This window comes from Variovorax boronicumulans, assembly GCF_029892485.1.
GTDB classification, from domain to species: Bacteria; Pseudomonadota; Gammaproteobacteria; order Burkholderiales; family Burkholderiaceae_C; genus Variovorax; species Variovorax boronicumulans_B.
The window spans coordinates 457,649-472,692 of record NZ_JARXVG010000004.1; the positions used below are offsets into that span (position 1 = coordinate 457,649).

Annotated in this window: 23 protein-coding genes; 19 read left to right on the forward strand and 4 right to left on the reverse strand. The window is 64.3% G+C overall.

Annotation, left to right across the window (positions count from 1 at the left end; translation table 11 throughout):
• Window positions 1-8 precede the first annotated feature (8 nt).
• Together M2282_RS12610 and M2282_RS12615 are read right to left on the reverse strand one after the other, a co-directional pair.
• Window positions 9-692: a response regulator transcription factor gene (locus M2282_RS12610; protein WP_280809122.1), complete on the reverse strand. Its 684-nt coding sequence runs from the start codon at window positions 690-692 to the stop codon at window positions 9-11.
• Complete coding sequence (locus M2282_RS12615) at window positions 689-2,329, reverse strand: sensor histidine kinase (RefSeq protein ID WP_280809123.1); 1,641 nt, start codon at window positions 2,327-2,329, stop codon at window positions 689-691. The genes M2282_RS12610 and M2282_RS12615 overlap by 4 nt, the downstream gene beginning before the upstream one ends.
• 135 nt (window positions 2,330-2,464) lie before the next feature.
• Here M2282_RS12615 and M2282_RS12620 point away from each other — a divergent pair, with 135 nt between their 5' ends.
• The 4 genes from M2282_RS12620 (at window position 2,465) to M2282_RS12635 (ending at window position 5,579) form a co-directional block, all read left to right on the forward strand.
• Window positions 2,465-3,430 (forward strand): LysR substrate-binding domain-containing protein, encoded by a 966-nt coding sequence (locus M2282_RS12620; RefSeq protein WP_280809124.1) that lies wholly within the window; start codon window positions 2,465-2,467, stop codon window positions 3,428-3,430.
• Between the two features lie 136 nt (window positions 3,431-3,566).
• Window positions 3,567-4,148: a Dps family protein gene (locus M2282_RS12625; RefSeq protein WP_280809125.1), complete on the forward strand. Its 582-nt coding sequence runs from the start codon at window positions 3,567-3,569 to the stop codon at window positions 4,146-4,148.
• 85 nt (window positions 4,149-4,233) lie between these two features.
• Complete coding sequence (gene ubiA, locus M2282_RS12630) at window positions 4,234-5,094, forward strand: 4-hydroxybenzoate octaprenyltransferase (RefSeq protein ID WP_280809126.1); 861 nt, start codon at window positions 4,234-4,236, stop codon at window positions 5,092-5,094.
• A gap of 17 nt (window positions 5,095-5,111) precedes the next feature.
• The gene (locus M2282_RS12635) at window positions 5,112-5,579 is read left to right on the forward strand and encodes a MaoC/PaaZ C-terminal domain-containing protein (protein ID WP_280809127.1); all 468 of its coding nucleotides are present in this window, start codon (window positions 5,112-5,114) and stop codon (window positions 5,577-5,579) included.
• Between the two features lie 6 nt (window positions 5,580-5,585).
• Here the strand turns inward: M2282_RS12635 and proC are convergent, their stop codons facing one another.
• Both proC and M2282_RS12645 read right to left on the reverse strand, forming a co-directional pair.
• Complete coding sequence (gene proC / locus M2282_RS12640) at window positions 5,586-6,443, reverse strand: pyrroline-5-carboxylate reductase (protein ID WP_280809128.1); 858 nt, start codon at window positions 6,441-6,443, stop codon at window positions 5,586-5,588.
• Window positions 6,440-7,609 (reverse strand): esterase-like activity of phytase family protein, encoded by a 1,170-nt coding sequence (locus M2282_RS12645; RefSeq protein ID WP_280809129.1) that lies wholly within the window; start codon window positions 7,607-7,609, stop codon window positions 6,440-6,442. The genes proC and M2282_RS12645 overlap by 4 nt, the downstream gene beginning before the upstream one ends.
• Before the next feature lie 215 nt (window positions 7,610-7,824).
• Here M2282_RS12645 and rplN point away from each other — a divergent pair, with 215 nt between their 5' ends.
• The 15 genes from rplN to rpsD all read left to right on the forward strand — a co-directional run bounded on the left by rplN (window position 7,825) and on the right by rpsD (window position 15,026).
• Entirely contained in the window at window positions 7,825-8,193 is a 369-nt protein-coding gene (gene rplN, locus M2282_RS12650; protein WP_009124801.1) for a 50S ribosomal protein L14, read from the forward strand.
• A gap of 13 nt (window positions 8,194-8,206) precedes the next feature.
• Window positions 8,207-8,539: a 50S ribosomal protein L24 gene (gene rplX, locus M2282_RS12655; RefSeq protein WP_130427180.1), complete on the forward strand. Its 333-nt coding sequence runs from the start codon at window positions 8,207-8,209 to the stop codon at window positions 8,537-8,539.
• Between the two features lie 11 nt (window positions 8,540-8,550).
• A complete protein-coding gene (rplE, locus tag M2282_RS12660; protein ID WP_013544114.1) occupies window positions 8,551-9,090 on the forward strand; it encodes a 50S ribosomal protein L5 in 540 nt (179 codons plus the stop codon).
• A gap of 8 nt (window positions 9,091-9,098) precedes the next feature.
• Window positions 9,099-9,404 (forward strand): 30S ribosomal protein S14, encoded by a 306-nt coding sequence (gene rpsN / locus M2282_RS12665; RefSeq protein ID WP_013544113.1) that lies wholly within the window; start codon window positions 9,099-9,101, stop codon window positions 9,402-9,404.
• 20 nt (window positions 9,405-9,424) lie between these two features.
• The gene (gene rpsH / locus M2282_RS12670) at window positions 9,425-9,820 is read left to right on the forward strand and encodes a 30S ribosomal protein S8 (RefSeq protein ID WP_013544112.1); all 396 of its coding nucleotides are present in this window, start codon (window positions 9,425-9,427) and stop codon (window positions 9,818-9,820) included.
• 24 nt (window positions 9,821-9,844) lie between these two features.
• Window positions 9,845-10,378 (forward strand): 50S ribosomal protein L6, encoded by a 534-nt coding sequence (gene rplF, locus M2282_RS12675; RefSeq protein WP_013544111.1) that lies wholly within the window; start codon window positions 9,845-9,847, stop codon window positions 10,376-10,378.
• 14 nt (window positions 10,379-10,392) lie between these two features.
• On the forward strand, window positions 10,393-10,758 hold the full coding sequence (rplR, locus tag M2282_RS12680; protein ID WP_042672913.1) for a 50S ribosomal protein L18: 366 nt from the start codon (window positions 10,393-10,395) through the stop codon (window positions 10,756-10,758).
• A gap of 18 nt (window positions 10,759-10,776) precedes the next feature.
• Window positions 10,777-11,295 carry a 30S ribosomal protein S5 gene (gene rpsE, locus M2282_RS12685; protein ID WP_198789695.1) on the forward strand — a complete coding sequence of 173 codons (519 nt, stop codon included), beginning with the start codon at window positions 10,777-10,779 and terminating at the stop codon, window positions 11,293-11,295.
• A 25-nt stretch (window positions 11,296-11,320) separates the two neighbouring features.
• Window positions 11,321-11,506: a 50S ribosomal protein L30 gene (gene rpmD / locus M2282_RS12690; RefSeq protein ID WP_009124818.1), complete on the forward strand. Its 186-nt coding sequence runs from the start codon at window positions 11,321-11,323 to the stop codon at window positions 11,504-11,506.
• A gap of 11 nt (window positions 11,507-11,517) precedes the next feature.
• On the forward strand, window positions 11,518-11,949 hold the full coding sequence (rplO, locus tag M2282_RS12695) for a 50S ribosomal protein L15 (protein WP_015867794.1): 432 nt from the start codon (window positions 11,518-11,520) through the stop codon (window positions 11,947-11,949).
• 27 nt (window positions 11,950-11,976) lie between these two features.
• Complete coding sequence (secY, locus tag M2282_RS12700) at window positions 11,977-13,290, forward strand: preprotein translocase subunit SecY (RefSeq protein ID WP_280809130.1); 1,314 nt, start codon at window positions 11,977-11,979, stop codon at window positions 13,288-13,290.
• A gap of 64 nt (window positions 13,291-13,354) precedes the next feature.
• Window positions 13,355-13,468: a 50S ribosomal protein L36 gene (gene rpmJ / locus M2282_RS12705; protein WP_013544106.1), complete on the forward strand. Its 114-nt coding sequence runs from the start codon at window positions 13,355-13,357 to the stop codon at window positions 13,466-13,468.
• 23 nt (window positions 13,469-13,491) lie between these two features.
• Window positions 13,492-13,857, forward strand: coding sequence for a 30S ribosomal protein S13 (gene rpsM, locus M2282_RS12710; protein WP_013544105.1), 366 nt, complete (start codon window positions 13,492-13,494; stop codon window positions 13,855-13,857).
• A gap of 12 nt (window positions 13,858-13,869) precedes the next feature.
• On the forward strand, window positions 13,870-14,274 hold the full coding sequence (rpsK, locus tag M2282_RS12715; RefSeq protein WP_009124825.1) for a 30S ribosomal protein S11: 405 nt from the start codon (window positions 13,870-13,872) through the stop codon (window positions 14,272-14,274).
• A gap of 128 nt (window positions 14,275-14,402) precedes the next feature.
• Window positions 14,403-15,026: a 30S ribosomal protein S4 gene (rpsD, locus tag M2282_RS12720; RefSeq protein WP_013544104.1), complete on the forward strand. Its 624-nt coding sequence runs from the start codon at window positions 14,403-14,405 to the stop codon at window positions 15,024-15,026.
• The last annotated feature ends 18 nt before the right edge of the window (window positions 15,027-15,044 follow it).

Consider the following 15,044-nt stretch of genomic DNA (forward strand, 5'->3'; position numbering starts at 1 on the left):
GTGCGCACTCAGCCGGGTGCGGCGTCCAGCCGGTAGCCCAGGCCGCGCACCGTCTTCAGCAGAGCCACGGGATGACCGTCGTCGATCTTGCCGCGCAGGCGCCGCACGTACACATCGACGATGTTGGTCAGCGGGTCTTCGTTGGTCCCCCACACGTTGGAGAGGATGCGCTCGCGGCTGTAGACGCGGCCCGGCGCGGTCATCAGGAGCTCCAGGAAGGCGAGCTCCTTGGCGGTCAGCGCCACGAGCTTGCCGGCGCGGGTCACCTCCATGCGCTCGCGGTCGAGCACGAGGTCGGCCACCTGCAGCGTGCTGGCCCGGGGCCGCAGTTCGCGGCCGCGGCGCAGCAGGGCCTCGATGCGCGCGAGCAGCTCCTCGAAGGCGAAGGGCTTGGTGAGGTAGTCGTCGGCGCCCAGGCGCAGGCCGCTCACCTTGTCCTGGGTGTTGCTGAGCGCGGTGAGCATCAGCACCGGCACCTGATGGCCCTCGGCGCGCAGCGTCTGGCACAGCTCCAGGCCGCTCAGGCCGGGGAGCATCAGGTCGAGCAGCAGCAGCGAAAGGTCGCTGTTGCGCGCGAGGGCCAGGCCTTCGGGGCCGGTGCGCGCCAGCTGCACGCGGTAGCCTTCGGCGCCGAGGCCCCGCAGCAGAAAGTCGGCGACGCGCGCGTCGTCTTCGACAACCAGGATGTTCATGTTTCTTGTGTCTGGGTGGAAAAATGGCACGGCAACTCGACCCGGACCGTGGTGCCCTGCAGCGGGGTGCTCTCGATCCGGATGCTGCCATGGTGCGCATGCACGATGGCCTGCGCGATCGACAGGCCGATGCCGGTGCCGTCGGCCCGGTGGATACGCGCACGGCGGCCGCGCACGAAGCGGTCGAACACCTTCGGCAGTTCGTCCGCGTCGATGCCGATGCCCTCGTCGGTCACGCGCACCTGCACGCGGCGGCCATCCGGTGCGTCCATCTCCAGCTGCCAGCTCACCCGCACCGTGCCGTCGTGGCGCGAATAGCGCACCGCGTTGTCGAGCACGATCACGAGCGCCTGGCGCAGCCGGTCGGCGTCGGCCTGCAGCATGACCGCAGGCTGGTCGGCGCCAGCAGCGTCGAGCTGCACGCGAACGTTGTGCCGCGCGCCCAGCGCGCTGGCCATGTCGGTGACGTCGCCAAGGAGCTCGGACAGGTCGACCTCGCCGAAGCGCATCGCCAGCTGATCGGCCTCGGCCCGGGCGACGAGCAGCAGATCGTCGATCACGCCGGCCAGTTGCTTCACGCCGCCCACGATGCGGGTCAGCGTCTCGCGGTACTCGGCCTGCGGCTTGTCCGCACCGCGCAGGGCAATTTCTGCCTCGCCCCGGATCGCCGTGGCGGGAGTGCGCAGTTCGTGGCTCAGGTCGGCCAGCAGCTGGCGCCGCCGCTGGTCGACCTGCTGCAGCGTCTGGTGCGCGGCGCTCAGTTCGCTGGTGCGCTCCAGCACCGCCTCTTCGAGCCGGCGGCGCGCGGCGTCGGCGTCGCGCCGGTGGCGCTGCAGTTCGGCGGCCATCGCATTGAAGTGCTCGGCGACGTGATCGAACTCGTCGTGCGAACCGATCGCGATGCGGTGCTCGAGCGCGCCAGCCCGCAGTGCCCGCGTGCCTTCGAGCAGGCGGTCCAGCGGGCGCTTGAGCCGCTGGTTCAGGTAGAGCGCGAGCACCACGGCCGCGGCCAGTGTCACGAGCGCCAGGCCGATGGTCTGCAGGCGCAGCCGGTCCAGCCCGCGCTCGGTCGCCGCGCGGGCCACGGGCACGACGCTGCGCTGGCGTTCGATGGCGCCGTTGATCAGCTCGCGCAGGTCGCGGCCGCGCGCCTTGTCGAACACTTCGTTCAGTTCCTGCCACACGCTGGCGAACTCGGCACCGCGCTCCAGCGGTGCGAGTTTCACCAGCCGGGCCCGCACCGCGGCGATGTTGTCGTCGAGCAGGTCGCTGACGGCGACGAGCTGGTCGATTTCGGGCGGAATGGGCACGTCTTCGCGCGCCGCGATCTCGCCCCACAGCGACAGGTCGCGCCGCGCAAGCTGCCGGAGCGTTTCGGTGCTGGCCTGCATGCGCGCCAGCTGGCTGGCGCGCACCTCGGGCGAGGCGTCGGCGTCCATCAGCTGCTGGGAGGCCCAGACGCGCAGCCTTTGCTTGCTGGCCGACAGCTCCAGCAGTTCCGACAGGATGTCGCTGGCCAGGCGGCTGTGCTGGGCGTAGTCGTTGACCCGGTTCGATCCCCAGTAGACAAAACCGGCCTGGATGCAGACCAGCGCGACGAGAACGGCGAATGCGAGGGAGAGGCGAAGACGGAACATGCGGCACTTTAGCGGCGCAATGCGGGCCTCTGGATGAACGGCAGATGAAAAGCGGGCGTCGTCCATCCGTTTCGTGCGGGTTCCCGCCTCTGACGACGCCGGGTCACGGAGGCTTGCGCATAATTGACGCAAGCTATGACTCTCACAGAACTCAAATACATCGTCGCAGTAGCCCGCGAACGGCACTTCGGCAAGGCGGCCGAGGCCTGCTACGTCTCCCAACCGACCCTCTCGGTGGCCATCAAGAAGCTCGAGGATGAACTCGAGGTCAAGCTCTTCGAGCGCAGCGCCGGCGAAGTGACCGTCACGCCGCTGGGCGAGCAGATCGTGCAGCAGGCGCAAAGCGTGCTCGATCAGGCCGCCAGCATCAAGGAGATCGCCAAGCGCGGCAAGGACCCGCTGGCCGGCCCGCTGAACCTGGGCGTGATCTACACCATCGGCCCGTACCTCCTGCCCGACCTGGTGCGCCAGGTGATCGCGCGCACGCCGCAGATGCCGCTGGTGCTGCAGGAGAACTTCACCGCCAAGCTGCTTGAGATGCTGCGTGCCGGCGAGATCGACTGCGCGATCATGGCCGAGCCCTTTCCCGACACGGGCCTTGCGATGGCGCCGCTGTACGACGAGCCCTTCATGGCCGCGCTGCCCATCAATCACAAGTTCGCCAGCCGCGAGTCGATCACCTCAGACGAGCTGCAGAACGAGACCCTGCTGTTGCTGGGCACCGGCCACTGTTTTCGCGACCACGTGCTCGAGGTGTGCCCCGAGTTCGCGCGCTTCTCCAGCAATGCCGAAGGCATCCGCAAGAGCTTCGAGGGCTCGTCGCTCGAAACCATCAAGCACATGGTGGCCTCGGGCATGGGCGTGACGCTGGTGCCGCGCCTGTCGGTGCCGGCGGAGGCGCTCAAGCCCAAGGGCAAAGGCCGCAAGGACTCCGAGCAGATGGTGCGCTACCTGCCCGTACGCGATGCACACGACCGCGATCCGCCCACGCGGCGCGTGGTGCTCGCATGGCGGCGCACCTTCACGCGCTACGAGGCCATCGCCGCGTTGCGCAATGCGATCTATGCCTGCGAGCTGCCGGGCGTCAAGCGCCTGTCATAGCGATATTCGCGACCTTGGCCTACGCGCCGGCTGTTCTGAATCGTTGATCGCTGGGATAGAGTGACGCTGTTGCGAAGCCGCCCGCCGGCTTCGAGAATCGACACGTTCCTCCCAACTTGAAGAAAGACCACTCGCCATGGCCAAAGCTCCAAAGAAAACCAAGCCAGCGTCCACGCCCTCCTCGGGCAAGGTGCCCAAGAAGGGCGGCGCCGTCGTCGCGCAGGAGTCGGGCAGCCGCAATGCGCCGATCATCAACATCGGCATCGAGCGCCAGGACCGCGCGGCCATCGCCGAAGGCCTGAGCCGCGTGCTGGCCGACACCTACACGCTGTACCTCACGACGCACAACTTCCACTGGAACGTGACGGGCCCGCATTTCAACTCGCTGCACGCGATGTTCATGGGCCAGTACACCGAGCTCTGGACCGCGACCGACGTGCTCGCCGAACGCATCCGCGCCCTCGGCCACTACGCGCCGGGCTCGTATGCCGAGTTCAGCAAGATCTCCACCGTGCCCGATGTGCCCCAGAACCCGCCCAAGGCGATGGAGATGGTGCGCATCCTGGTCAAGGGCCACGAGACGGTTTCGCGCATCGCGCGCGAATTCATTCCCGTGGCGGAAGAGGCCGGCGACGACCCGACTGCCGACATGCTGACCGCGCGCTGCACGGTGCACGACCAGACGGCCTGGATGCTGCGCTCGCTGCTCGAGGACTGAGCTCGCTGCGATCCCGGAATCCGGGACACGAAACCGAGAGCGGCACAATGGCCGCTCTTTTTTCGTCCGTCTCTACTGCTGCCGCATGCTCGCCCGCCGTTTTGCGCTCTACCTCGACCTGATCCGCTGGAACCGGCCTGCCGGCTGGCTGCTGTTGCTCTGGCCCACCCTGGGCGCGCTGTGGTTCGCAGCCGATGGCTGGCCGGGCTGGCAGCTGGTCGTGGTGTTCACGCTTGGCACCTTCCTCATGCGCAGCGCAGGCTGCTGCGTCAACGACGTGGCCGACCGCGACTTCGACCGCCACGTCAAGCGCACCGCGCAGCGGCCGGTGACCAGCGGCGCGATCTCGGTCAAGGAGGCGCTCTCGCTCGGCGCCATGCTGGCGCTCGCGGCCTTCGGGCTGGTGCATACCACCAACCGGGTGACGGTGCTGTGGTCGTTCGCGGCGCTGGCCATCACGCTCGTCTATCCCTTTGCCAAGCGCTTCGTTTCGATCCCGCAGGCGGTGCTGGGCATTGCCTTCAGCTTCGGCATCCCGATGGCCTTTGCGGCGGTGCAGTCCACCGTCCCGGTGTTCGCCGCGTGGCTGCTGGCCGGCAACCTGTTCTGGGTGCTGGCCTACGACACCGAGTACGCCATGGTCGACCGCGACGACGACCTCAAGATCGGCATGAAGACCTCGGCCATCACTTTCGGCCGTTTCGACGTGGCGGCAGTGATGCTGAGCTACGCGATCTTCCTCGCGGTCTGGGCGTGGGCCGGTGCCAGCCGGTCGCTGGGCGTGTTGTTCTTCGCGGGGATCGCCATCGCGGCGGGGCAGGCGTTCTGGCACTGGCGCTTGATTCGCGAACGGACCCGCGATGGTTGCTTCAAGGCATTCCGGCTAAATCACTGGCTGGGCTTCGCGGTGTTCGTTGGTGTCGTGGCCGGCTACGCCATCCGATAAAAAGAAAGAGGACGCGCATGCTCGAACGACTGACGCAGAAGATCGGCCAGGAGGGCCTGTCCGAATGGCACGTCATCACGCAGCAGATGGTCGACCAGTACGCGGTGCTCTCGGGCGATGGCGAAGGCGAATGGATCCACCTCGATCCGGAGCGCGCGGCCCGCGAGGCGAACTACGGCGGAACGATCGTGCCGGGCTTCTTCCAGGTTTCGCACCTGATCCGGCTGACCGGCGAGGCGATGCGCACCTTGCTGCCGTTCGATTCGAACCACGCGCTGAACTACGGCTTCGACCGCCTGCGCTTTGTCAGGCCGATGCCGGTGGGCGCGCGCTTCCGGGCGCGGGTGCGCATTCTTGGCGCGACGCCCAAGGGAGAAGATGGCTTTCTGCTGAAGGAAGAGGTGCTGCTCGAACTCGAGGACGGCACCGTCACGCTGGCGGCCGAGTGGCTGTTCTTTCTCGGACCGCGCGCATTGCCTGCTTGATCGGGCTCAGCCGCGCCCGAATTCCTCGCCCAACTCGGCGGCCCGCTTCTGCGCGGCGCGGATAGCGGTCTTGAACTGCGCCTTGACGTCCGCGCCTTCGAGCGAGGTGATCGCCGCGTAGGTCGTTCCGCCCTTGGAGGTCACGCGTTCACGCAATACCGAAGGCGGCTCGGTCGCGCTGTGCGCCAGCGCCGAGGCGCCGGTGAAGGTGCCGATGGCCAGGCGCTGGGCCTGGTCGGGCGTGAGGCCCATCTCGATGCCGGCCTCCGTCATCGCCTCGATGAAATAGAACACATAGGCCGGACCCGAGCCGGACATGGCGGTGACCGCATCGAGCGCGGGTTCGGTATCGACCCAGAGCAGCTCGCCCGTGGGCGTCAGCAGTTGCGCGACGAGTGCGCGATCGGCGCCGCTGACGTCCGGCCGCGCGAACAGGCCGGTCATGCCCTGGCCGACCAGCGCAGGCGTGTTGGGCATGGCGCGCACCACGCGTTCGGTGCCGACCCAGCGGGCGATGCTGTCCGACGGGATGCCTGCGGCCACGCTCAGGTGCAGCGCGTCCCCGGCGAATGCGCGCACCGGCTTGGCGGCTTCGGCGAAGGTCTGCGGCTTGACGGCCCACACCACGACGGCGCAGCGCGAAAGCGCCTCGCTGGCCTCCGCCTGCGCCGTGATGCCGAAAGAGTGCGCGAGCTTCGTGCGCGCCGCCTCGAAGGGCTCGACGACCTCGAACGAATCGGCGGGGGTACCCTGCTGGATCAGTCCGCCGATGATGGCGCTGGCCATGTTGCCGCCGCCGATGAAGGCAATAGGCGGTAGCGGCGCGGGGGCGGTGCGGGGCAGGAAGGTCACGGCGATGGTCATGGTCGGTCGATGTATTCGAAGGCGGCGAACTGGGTCACTTGCAGCGGATTGAAATTGTCGTCGCTCACGACCACCAGCAGGCGATTGCCATTGGGCAGGGGCGGCCCCCAGCACATGCCCTCGGTGTTGTCGAGGCGGGAGAGGCCGAGCGTGGCGAAGTCGGCTACCAGGGTCTTGGCGACCGGCTGGTGGTTGCCTGCTGCCAGCGTATCGATGGCGAGCACGTCGTCGGCGGCGCGGGTGTCGACTTCGTAGAGGCGCAGCGAATTGCCGGTGCCGGCGGCATAGGCGCGCTCGAGCACCAGCATGCGGTGCGCATCGAGCATCAGCACCTCGCTCACGCCGTTGTCGGCGTAGGTGCCGGGGATGAGGGGGCGCAGGGGGATGGCGTCGGGAACGTAGGCGATCTGGCGGGTGGCCTGGCCGGTCTCCAGGTCGACCTGGGTGAAGCGGCAAGGGCCACCGGACGCCCGGGTGGTGGGGATGGGGCCGTCCTGGATCAGGGCGTTTTCCATCGACAACCACGCGAAACGGCCGTCGGGCGTGAGCGCGATGCCCTCGAAAGTCAGGTTGTCGCGCGGCCCGCGACGCTGGGCTGGATCGGGCGTGAACATCGCTGGCAGGGCGAATTCGCGCAGAAAGCGGCCGTCGCGCGCCGATTCGTACAGGGCGGGGCCGAAACCGCGCGCGATATCGCCTTCGCTGGTCCAGAGCAAGGTGCCGGTGGACGGGCGCAGGCGGATGGCTTCGGGATCGGGAACCGGGAGCCCGTTGACCGCGTGCCGCCGGTCGGGCCAGGGGCCGCCGCCGGGGCGTTGCAGCTGAACAACGCCCGTGGGCGTCGGTTGGGCGGCATGCGGCAGGGGCCAGCGGGCCATGTAGTAGCGAATGGGAGCAAGGTCTGATCGATCGTCGCTGATAAGCAGGTACTCACCTCGTGCGGGGTCGTAGTCGATGCCGGAGAGGCCGCCCGCCGTGGTGTCTTCTATATGAAGACGGTGCGCCCAGCTCGTCTCGGCGAGGCGCCGCAGGCGCGCGGTGCCCGGAATCGGCGCTGCGCTCCCGCAGCCGGCGATGCCCAGTGCCAGCGCGGCCGCTGCGCCTCCAAGGAAGCTGCGACGGGTAGAAAGCGGGGGCGAAAGGTGGGTTCTGGCAGTGACGCGCACGCCCCGGAGTCTAGTGCCAGCGCGTGATGGTGTAATGAGTCGGTTGACATCGGCAGAAGTGCCTGCAATAATCGCGGGCTTCGCTTCCAAAAGGCGAAGCTTTCAGCCCAAAGCGGAAGTGCCTCGAGTGGTTCGAGGTGCCGACGACGGGCCCAAGACTGACCACGGTGTCTCCCTCCTGGAGGCTCATTGGTACAAGTTGGGAATATCAAGAAATGATCCAAACTGAATCCCGGCTCGAAGTGGCCGACAACACGGGCGCGAAATCCGTCCTGTGTATCAAGGTGCTCGGTGGCTCCAAGCGGCGTTATGCCAGCGTGGGCGACGTCATCAAGGTCAGCATCAAGGAAGCCGCTCCACGTGGTCGCGTCAAGAAGGGCGAGATCTACAGTGCAGTGGTGGTCCGTACCGCCAAGGGCATCCGTCGCGCCGACGGTTCGCTCGTCAAGTTCGACGGCAACGCAGCAGTGTTGCTCAACGCCAAGCTGGAGCCTATCGGCACCCGCATCTTCGGACCGGTGACGCGCGAGCTGCGCACCGAGAAGTTCATGAAGATCGTGTCGCTGGCACCCGAAGTTCTGTAAGGACAACAACGCCATGAACAAGATTCGCAAAGGCGACCAGGTCATCGTGTTGGCCGGTCGTGACAAGGGCAAGCGCGGCACCGTCTCGCTTCGCAAGGACGACTCGCACGTCGTCATCGAAGGCCTGAACCTCGTCAAGAAGCACACCAAGCCGAACCCGCTCAAGGGTACGACCGGTGGCATCGTCGAGAAGTCCATGCCCATTCACCAATCCAACGTGGCGATCTTCAATGCCGCGACCGGCAAGGCCGATCGCGTGGGCATCAAGATCTCCCAGGGTGCTGACGGCAAGCGCGTGGCTGTTCGCGTCTTCAAGTCCAGCGGCGACGAAATCAAGTTCGCCTAAGAGGTACTCACATGGCACGTCTCCAACAACACTATCGCGAAAAGATCGCGAAAGACCTGACGGAAAAGTTCGGCTACAAGTCGCCGATGCAGGTCCCCCGTCTCACCAAGATCACCCTGAACATGGGTGTGGGTGAAGCGGTTGCCGACAAGAAGGTCCTCGACAACGCTGTCGCCGACCTCACCAAGATTGCCGGCCAGAAGCCCGTGGTCACCAAGTCGAAGAAGGCTATCGCCGGTTTCAAGATCCGCGAAAACCAGCCCATCGGCTGCATGGTCACGCTGCGTGGCGTGCAGATGTATGAGTTCCTGGACCGTTTCGTGACCATCGCGCTGCCGCGTGTTCGCGACTTCCGCGGCATCTCCGGCCGTGCGTTCGACGGCCGTGGCAACTACAACATCGGCGTCAAGGAACAGATCATTTTCCCTGAGATCGAGTACGACAAGGTCGATGCCCTGCGCGGTCTCAATATCAGCATCACGACGACGGCCAAGACCGACGAAGAGGCCAAGGCACTCCTCGCTGGTTTCCGTTTCCCGTTCAAGAACTGAGGCGAACCATGGCTAAACAATCTTTGATCCAGCGCGAACTCAAGCGCGACAAGCTGGTTGCCAAGTTCGCTGCGAAGCACGCCGAACTGAAGGCGGCCTCCAACGACCTGAAGAAGAGCGACGAAGAACGCGCAGCCGCCCGTCTGGGCCTGCAGAAGCTTCCGCGCAACGCGAACCCGACCCGTCAGCGCAACCGTTGCGCCATCACCGGTCGTCCGCGTGGCACCTTCCGTCAATTCGGTCTGGCTCGCGCCAAGATCCGTGAACTGGCTTTCAATGGCGACATCCCCGGTGTCACCAAGGCCAGCTGGTAAGCCAGGCAGGAGCAAACAACATGAGCATGAGTGATCCCATTGCCGACCTGCTGACGCGTATCCGTAACGCGCAGATGGTGGCGAAGCCCACCGTGTCGGTCCCATCTTCCAAGGTGAAGATCGCGATCGCACAAGTCCTGAAGGACGAGGGCTACATCGACGGCTTCCAGGTCAAGACCGAAGCCGGCAAGAGCGAACTTGAAATCGTCCTGAAGTACTACGCTGGCCGTCCCGTCATCGAGCGCATCGAGCGCGTGAGCCGTCCTGGCCTGCGTGTCTACAAGGCCAGTGCTTCCATTCCGCAAGTCCAGAACGGCCTCGGCGTTGCGATCGTCACGACCCCCCAGGGCGTGATGACCGACCGCAAGGCTCGCGCCACCGGTGTCGGCGGCGAAGTTCTGTGCTACGTCGCCTAACCGAGACATCGAGGAGTCACTGAAATGTCCCGAGTAGGAAAAATGCCGATCACCATCCCCGCAGGCGTGGATGTGTCGATCAAGGAAGACCAGATCAGCGTCAAGGGCACGGGCGGCACGCTCAACCTTGCACGCAACCCCCTGGTCAAGGTCGTCAGCAATGACGGCAAGCTGAACTTCGAACCCGCCAACGAATCGCGTGAAGCGAATGCGATGAGCGGCACGATCCGTCAGCTGGTGAACAACATGGTGGTTGGCGTGACCAAGGGCTTCGAGAAGAAGCTCAACTTGGTCGGCGTCGGCTACAAGGCCGCAGCGTCCAACAACAAGTTGAACCTGCAAGTCGGTTATTCGCACCCGGTCAACATCGACATGCCGCAAGGCATCACGGTGGCCACCGCGACCCCGACCGAAATCGTGATCAAGGGTGCTGACCGTCAGCGCGTTGGTCAAATCGCCGCTGAGATCCGCGCTGTTCGTCCGCCTGAGCCTTACAAGGGCAAGGGCATCCGTTATTCGGACGAGAAGATCGTGATCAAAGAGACCAAGAAGAAGTAAGGGGCAGCAAAATGATGTTGACCAAAAAAGCACAGCGTCTTCGCCGCTCGCGCCAGACCCGCATTCGCATCGCGACGCAGGGCGTGGCCCGTCTGACGGTGAACCGCACCAACCTGCACATCTATGCCACCGTCATCTCCGACGACGGCACCAAGGTGATTGCAACCGCATCGACGGCCGAAGCCGAAGTGCGTACCTCGCTCGGCGGCTCGGGCAAGGGCGGCAACGCCGCTGCAGCCACCGCCGTCGGCAAGCGCATCGCTGAAAAGGCGAAGGCTGCCGGCGTCGAGAAGGTCGCCTTCGACCGCGCAGGTTTTGCGTACCACGGCCGCGTCAAGGCGCTGGCCGAGGCGGCTCGCGAAGCCGGTCTGCAGTTCTAACCGGACACGAGATTCAAAATGGCAAAGATTCAAGCAAGAACGCAGAACGAAGGCCCTGAAGACGGTTTGCGCGAGAAGATGATCGCGATCAACCGCGTCACCAAGGTGGTGAAGGGTGGTCGTATCCTCGGTTTCGCAGCACTGACCGTCGTGGGCGACGGCGACGGCCGCGTCGGCATGGGCAAGGGCAAGTCGAAGGAAGTGCCTGCTGCCGTGCAAAAGGCGATGGAAGAAGCCCGTCGCAACCTGGCCAAGATCTCGATCAAGAACGGCACGCTGCATCACCGCGTGACGGGTCACCATGGCGCCGCTTCGGTCGTCATGATCCCCGCCCCGAAGGGTACCGGCATCATCGCCGGCGGCCCGATGCGCGCCGTGTTCGAAGTCATGGGCATCACCGACATCGTGGCCAAGAGCCATGGTTCGTCGAATCCCTACAACATGGTTCGCGCCACGCTCGACGGGTTGAAGAACTCGACGACTGCGTCCGCAGTGGCTGCCAAGCGTGGCCTGACCGTCGAAGAAATCTTCGCTTAAGCGCAAGCCTGAAAGAAGTATTCAAATGACGACGCAACAACAAACCCTCAAGGTGCAATTGGTCAAGAGCCCGATTGGCACCAAGGAATCGCATCGCGCGACCGTGCGTGGCCTCGGCCTGCGCAAGCTCAACAGCGTGAGCGAGCTGCAAGACACCCCGGCGGTGCGCGGCATGATCAACAAGATCAGTTATCTGGTCAAAGTTCTGTAAGAGAGACTGATATGGAACTCAATGGCATCAAGCCGGCAGCCGGCGCCAAGCACGCCAAGCGTCGCGTTGGCCGTGGTATCGGCTCTGGCATCGGCAAGACCGCAGGTCGCGGTCACAAGGGCCAGAAGTCGCGCGCAGGCGGTTTCCACAAGGTTGGTTTCGAAGGCGGCCAGATGCCGCTGCAACGTCGCCTGCCCAAGCGTGGTTTCAAGTCGCACCTGCTGAAGTTCAACGCCGAAGTCACGCTGACTGCCCTCGAGCAGCTCGGCCTGGCCGAAGTGGACATCCTGGCGCTCAAGCAGGCCGGCCTCGTGGGCCAGCTCGCCAAGGTCGTCAAGATCGTCAAGACCGGTGAACTCACCAAGGCCGTCAAGCTGACGGGCGTGGGTGCAACCGCTGGCGCCAAGGCTGCTATCGAAGCAGCCGGCGGCAGCGTCGCCTGATCACCATCGGACTGAAAGAAGTTCTTCGTGGCAACTAACGCGGCAACGATCGCAAAAACAGGCAAGTTCGGCGACCTTCGTCGTCGGCTCGTCTTTTTGCTGCTCGCGCTCGTGGTCTACCGGATTGGCGCGCACATTCCTGTGCCGGGTATCAACCCGGACCAGCTGGCGGCGCTCTTCCAGGGCCAGCAGGGCGGCATTCTGAGCCTGTTCAACATGTTCTCGGGCGGGGCGCTGTCGCGCTTCACTGTGTTCGCGTTGGGGATCATGCCGTACATCTCGGCGTCGATCATCATGCAGCTGATGACCTACGTGCTTCCGACCTTCGAGCAATTGAAGAAGGAAGGCGAGGCCGGTCGCCGCAAGATCACGCAGTACACGCGCTATGGCGCGCTTGGCTTGGCGTTGTTCCAGTCGTTCAGCATCGCGGTGGCCCTCGAATCGTCGGCCGGCCTGGTGATCACCCCCGGTTTCGGCTTCCGCCTGACCGCCATGGTGAGCCTGACGGCAGGTTCGATGTTCCTGATGTGGCTCGGCGAGCAGATCACCGAACGTGGCTTGGGCAACGGCATCTCGATCCTGATCTTTGCAGGCATCGCGGCAGGTCTGCCGAGTGCCGTCGCAGGTCTGGGTTCGCTGGTGACTACCGGTGCCATGAACCCGATCGTCGCGCTGTTCATCATCGCGGTCGTCGTCCTGGTGACCTACTTCGTGGTGTTCGTGGAACGCGGCCAGCGCAAGATCCTCGTGAACTATGCGCGGCGCCAGGTCGGCAACAAGGTCTATGGCGGCCAGTCGTCGCACCTGCCCTTGAAGCTGAACATGGCCGGCGTGATTCCGCCGATCTTCGCCTCGTCGATCATCCTGCTGCCCGCAACGGTGGTCGGCTGGTTCAGCACCGGTGAAGGTGGTTTCCGCTGGATCAAGGACATTGCCGGCGCGCTGCGTCCGGGCGAGCCGATCTACGTGCTGCTGTACGCTGCTGCGATCGTTTTCTTCTGCTTCTTCTACACGGCACTCGTGTTCAACAGCAAGGAAACGGCCGATAACCTGAAGAAGAGTGGTGCATTCATTCCGGGCATTCGTCCGGGTGACCAGACCGCTCGCTATATCGACAAGATTCTGGTTCGCTTGACGCTGGCCGGCGCGGTGTACATCACCTTCGTCTGCCTGCTGCCCGAGTTCCTGATCCTGAAGTACAACGTGCCGTTCTACTTCGGTGGTACCTCCCTGCTGATCATCGTGGTCGTCACGATGGACTTCATGGCCCAGGTGCAAAACTACATGATGTCCCAGCAGTACGAATCGCTGCTGAAGAAGGCGAACTTCAAGACATCGTAGGGCTGTGGTTCAGTATTGAGATCGGGCGGTAGACCGCCACGTTAAACAGTTTTAGGAGAATGAAATGAGAGTTTCGGCTTCGGTCAAAACCATCTGCCGTAATTGCAAGGTCATCCGCCGTAAAGGTGTGGTGCGTGTGATTTGCACCGACCCGCGCCACAAGCAGCGCCAGGGTTGATTGAAGAGTATTAGAGGACGCACATGGCACGTATTGCTGGCATCAACATTCCGCCGCACAAGCACGCTGAAATCGGCCTGACCGCCATTTTCGGTATCGGTCGCACCCGCGCCCGTCAAATCTGCGAAGCGAGCGGCATCGAATATTCGAAGAAGATCAAGGATCTGACCGACGCCGATCTCGAGAAGATCCGCGACCAGATCGCTCTGTTCACGATCGAAGGCGATCTGCGTCGCGAGACGACGATGAACATCAAGCGTTTGATGGACATCGGTTGCTATCGCGGCTTCCGTCACCGTCGCGGCCTGCCGATGCGCGGCCAGCGCACGCGCACCAATGCCCGCACCCGCAAGGGTCCGCGCAAGGCTGCGCAGTCCCTGAAGAAATAAGGATAGACCAGCATGGCTAAAGCACCTGCAAACAACGCCGCACAGCGCGTTCGCAAGAAGGTTCGCAAGAACGTTGCGGACGGTATCGCCCACGTGCATGCCTCGTTCAACAACACCATCATCACGATCACCGATCGCCAGGGCAACGCCCTGTCGTGGGCTTCGTCGGGTGGCCAGGGCTTCAAGGGCTCGCGCAAGTCGACCCCGTTCGCTGCGCAGGTCGCTTCCGAAGTGGCCGGCCGTGCTGCTGTCGAACAAGGTATCAAGAACCTCGACGTCGAGATCAAGGGCCCGGGCCCCGGTCGCGAATCGTCGGTGCGCGCACTGGCTGCGCTCGGCATCCGGATCAATTCCATTGCCGACGTGACGCCCGTTCCGCACAACGGCTGCCGTCCCCAGAAGCGTCGCCGCATCTGATCGTCAGTCCGCAAGGCGCAGCCAGCTTTCGAGCGGCTGCGCATTTGTTTTTTAACTAAGCCCACCGCCATCCGCGTCCCGCTGATGGCTCCCGCAGGCAACTGCGGCAGATACACAAAGGAATACTCGTGGCACGCTACCTCGGCCCCAAGGCCAAACTTTCCCGCCGTGAAGGCACCGACCTGTTCCTGAAGAGCGCCCGCCGCTCCATTCAGGACAAGGCCAAGTTCGACTCCAAGCCCGGCCAGCATGGTCGTACTTCGGGTCAGCGCACGTCGGACTACGGTCTGCAACTGCGTGAAAAGCAGAAGGTCAAGCGCATGTACGGCGTGCTGGAAAAGCAATTCCGCCGCTACTTCGAAGAAGCCGACCGCCGCCGTGGCAACACCGGCGCCAACCTGCTGTTCATTCTCGAATCGCGCCTGGACAACGTCGTCTACCGCATGGGCTTCGGCTCGACCCGCGCCGAAGCACGTCAACTCGTGTCGCACAAGGCGATCACGGTGAATGGCCAGTCGGTCAACATCCCGTCGTACCTGGTCAAGACCGGCGACGTGATCGCCGTGCGCGACAAGTCGAAGAAGCAGACCCGCATTGCCGAAGCGCTCCAGCTGGCCCAGCAAGTCGGTATCCCGGCTTGGGTCGAAGTGAATGCCGACAAGGCCGAAGGCACCTTCAAGAAGGTGCCCGATCGCGACGAATTCGCAGCCGACATCAACGAATCGCTGATCGTCGAACTCTATTCGCGTTGATTTTTTTGTTCCCGCACA

Excerpts from the sequence above, each read along its gene's own strand:
- rpsN (WP_013544113.1), top strand. The coding sequence starts at position 9,099 with ATGGCTAAACAATCTTTGATCCAGCGCGAACTCAAGCGCGACAAGCTG.
- rplX (WP_130427180.1), top strand. The coding sequence starts at position 8,207 with ATGAACAAGATTCGCAAAGGCGACCAGGTCATCGTGTTGGCCGGTCGT.
- M2282_RS12620 (WP_280809124.1), top strand. The coding sequence starts at position 2,465 with ATGACTCTCACAGAACTCAAATACATCGTCGCAGTAGCCCGCGAACGG.
- rplF (WP_013544111.1), top strand. The coding sequence starts at position 9,845 with ATGTCCCGAGTAGGAAAAATGCCGATCACCATCCCCGCAGGCGTGGAT.
- rpsE (WP_198789695.1), top strand. The coding sequence starts at position 10,777 with ATGGCAAAGATTCAAGCAAGAACGCAGAACGAAGGCCCTGAAGACGGT.
- M2282_RS12625 (WP_280809125.1), top strand. The coding sequence starts at position 3,567 with ATGGCCAAAGCTCCAAAGAAAACCAAGCCAGCGTCCACGCCCTCCTCG.
- rplR (WP_042672913.1), top strand. The coding sequence starts at position 10,393 with ATGTTGACCAAAAAAGCACAGCGTCTTCGCCGCTCGCGCCAGACCCGC.
- rpsH (WP_013544112.1), top strand. The coding sequence starts at position 9,425 with ATGAGCATGAGTGATCCCATTGCCGACCTGCTGACGCGTATCCGTAAC.
- rplN (WP_009124801.1), top strand. The coding sequence starts at position 7,825 with ATGATCCAAACTGAATCCCGGCTCGAAGTGGCCGACAACACGGGCGCG.
- rpmJ (WP_013544106.1), top strand. The coding sequence starts at position 13,355 with ATGAGAGTTTCGGCTTCGGTCAAAACCATCTGCCGTAATTGCAAGGTC.
- rpsK (WP_009124825.1), top strand. The coding sequence starts at position 13,870 with ATGGCTAAAGCACCTGCAAACAACGCCGCACAGCGCGTTCGCAAGAAG.
- rplE (WP_013544114.1), top strand. The coding sequence starts at position 8,551 with ATGGCACGTCTCCAACAACACTATCGCGAAAAGATCGCGAAAGACCTG.
- M2282_RS12610 (WP_280809122.1), bottom strand. The coding sequence starts at position 692 with ATGAACATCCTGGTTGTCGAAGACGACGCGCGCGTCGCCGACTTTCTG.
- ubiA (WP_280809126.1), top strand. The coding sequence starts at position 4,234 with ATGCTCGCCCGCCGTTTTGCGCTCTACCTCGACCTGATCCGCTGGAAC.
- M2282_RS12635 (WP_280809127.1), top strand. The coding sequence starts at position 5,112 with ATGCTCGAACGACTGACGCAGAAGATCGGCCAGGAGGGCCTGTCCGAA.
- M2282_RS12615 (WP_280809123.1), bottom strand. The coding sequence starts at position 2,329 with ATGTTCCGTCTTCGCCTCTCCCTCGCATTCGCCGTTCTCGTCGCGCTG.
- rpsM (WP_013544105.1), top strand. The coding sequence starts at position 13,492 with ATGGCACGTATTGCTGGCATCAACATTCCGCCGCACAAGCACGCTGAA.
- proC (WP_280809128.1), bottom strand. The coding sequence starts at position 6,443 with ATGACCATCGCCGTGACCTTCCTGCCCCGCACCGCCCCCGCGCCGCTA.
- rplO (WP_015867794.1), top strand. The coding sequence starts at position 11,518 with ATGGAACTCAATGGCATCAAGCCGGCAGCCGGCGCCAAGCACGCCAAG.
- rpmD (WP_009124818.1), top strand. The coding sequence starts at position 11,321 with ATGACGACGCAACAACAAACCCTCAAGGTGCAATTGGTCAAGAGCCCG.